Origin of the sequence: Enterobacter sp. HK-058-C-ECC (assembly GCF_047531125.1) — a bacterium.
GTDB classification, from domain to species: Bacteria; Pseudomonadota; Gammaproteobacteria; order Enterobacterales; family Enterobacteriaceae; genus Enterobacter; species Enterobacter quasiroggenkampii.
The window spans coordinates 1-2,094 of sequence record NZ_JBLKCH010000033.1; the positions used below are offsets into that span (position 1 = coordinate 1).

Below are 2,094 nucleotides of genomic sequence, written 5' to 3' on the forward strand. Positions count from 1 at the left end.
ACATTAACTTTGAAGGGGGGGGGGTTATTATGAAAGGAGAAGTTTCATTTTTCTACATTCTACTACTATTCACGTTCGTTAAGGAGTTAGTTAAAAATGTCAAGTATATCAATGAAACAGAAGATGAAGATAAAGAAGAAAGCAGAAAAAGGACTTTCGCTTATTGAAGCATCAATGGTACTAGCGCTATCTGCAATTGTTGTGTCAGGAGTAATGTTTTACTACCAGTCTGCATCTGATAGCAACAAAACACAAAATACAGTATCACAAGTGATGAGTGTAATGTCTGCAATCAATGGATTATATGTCGGTCAGGCTTCCTATACCGGTCTTTCGGATACAGTGCTGTATAATTCTTCAGCTGTACCTGCGAACTACAAAGGAAGCACTGGAGTTATCAATAACCCATTCGGAGGAAGGTTGCATGTGGCTCCAAATACAGGTGCAACAGGTGGATATGCTCTTCTTCTCGATGGAGTTCCACAATCGTCATGTGTCAATATCGCTTCGATGAATCTTGGCACTTCTTTACAAGGTGTAGGGGTTAAAGTTGCTTCGATGAATAGCGGTACAGCAGCGGCCTCTTTAACTCCACAAACACTTAATGGAACTGCAAGAGCCGGTACTATTTATTCAGGAACGTTGACTCCAGCGAATGCAGCTGCTCTTTGTACAGATACAACAAATAGCATTACATTTCTTATGAAATAAGTGTTGATATAAGCAATAAGGAATGGTTGGGGAGGAGGGGGGGATTGCAAAATGAAGAAGTATATTGCGGTTATGGTCACTTTGTTTTTTGTGGCTGGTAGTAATGCATCAACTGATGCACCAACAAATATTACTCTTGGCCAGTTATTGTACAGTAATGCCAGTAAAGAAAAAAAAGAGGCTTTAAAATCACAAAAAAAAGTAAGTGTTATTGAGCAAATAGCTGCTAATTCAATATCACAGCAGCAAGATTCAAAAAAAAATCAATCTCTGATTAAAAGCAAAAAGATTAAAAAAAAAGAAGAAAAAATAAATGATTTAACTGTGGGTTATAAAGTTGTGAATTCAGTAAGTAATGTTTTGGAAAACAGAAAAAAAATAGCAAAGATAACTAACGAAAAGGTTTTGAATAGTGTTTCTCCTAATGCAATTAGTAATTACCCACCCAACTGGAGTGTAGATAAAAATCAAGATTTACTTAGCATTCTTTATAAATGGGGACAGGCAGCGGGATGGGACGTTGTCTGGAAATCTGACTACTCATATAAAATATTAACTGCGGCTTCGTTTAATAATGTTGACTTTGTAACCGCAGTTCAACGGTTGTTTGAATCGATGGGGGAAATTAACCCAAGGTTATACATTAAATTTTATATGGGGAACAAAGTTTTAATGGTTTCCGATAAAAGTGATTTTTAAGGCGGAGAAAGCCATGCGTTGCATTATTCTGCTTTTATTATTATTTGCGTCATCATGCACAACAAAACAGTATCAAAGAAGTGAAAGTAATATTAAGAATACTGTGAATGATACAAATTCAGCTCTTAGCAAAGCGAAGAATGAAAAGGCAAAGATCGACACCAGCAATATACAGATTAGCAATGGTATATATCTTGCTAATCAAAGCTCAAAAAACACTCATGGCGATCCGTTACCTGCGCGTTTTGAGACAAATCAAGGTATTACTTTGGTATCCGGAATGCCAATGAAACTTGATAATATCTTAAAATTGATAAGTGATGCAACAGGTATTCCCACCGCAAAAACCAAAGTGGAGAATCCTGCGTTACAAAACCCTACGGGCGTTATATCGGCAGAAAAGATTAGTGAAAGTCTAAACAAGGCTGTTGGTGATGGAGGTAATAATAATGATTCATTTTTTGATAGCTTGGTAAATTATACAGTGGATGCACATCTAATGGATGTTAATTATAAGGGAGCGTTGTCAGAGTTTCTAGATAAATTAAGTGCAAATTATGATATAGTATGGAAGTATCGTGATGGGAAGTTACAATTTTCATCAGAAGATGTAAGAACATTTAATATTGCGACCTTACCAAGTAAAATTACTGCCAATAATTCTATTGGCGGGTCAGGTAGTGG

The 2,094-nt window shown here is 36.3% G+C and carries 2 protein-coding genes and 1 pseudogene; all 3 read left to right on the forward strand.

Features of this window, described 5'->3' with window-relative positions:
* Positions 1-123: 123 nt before the first annotated feature.
* Entirely contained in the window at positions 124-711 is a 588-nt protein-coding gene (locus ACMWJS_RS22845; RefSeq protein ID WP_414747631.1) for a type 4 pilus major pilin, read from the forward strand.
* Between the two features lie 51 nt (positions 712-762).
* Positions 763-1,410 (forward strand): TcpQ domain-containing protein, encoded by a 648-nt coding sequence (locus ACMWJS_RS22850; protein ID WP_334756219.1) that lies wholly within the window; start codon positions 763-765, stop codon positions 1,408-1,410.
* Between the two features lie 13 nt (positions 1,411-1,423).
* A pseudogene (locus ACMWJS_RS22855) lies at positions 1,424-2,094 on the forward strand (hypothetical protein); the annotation flags it as partial.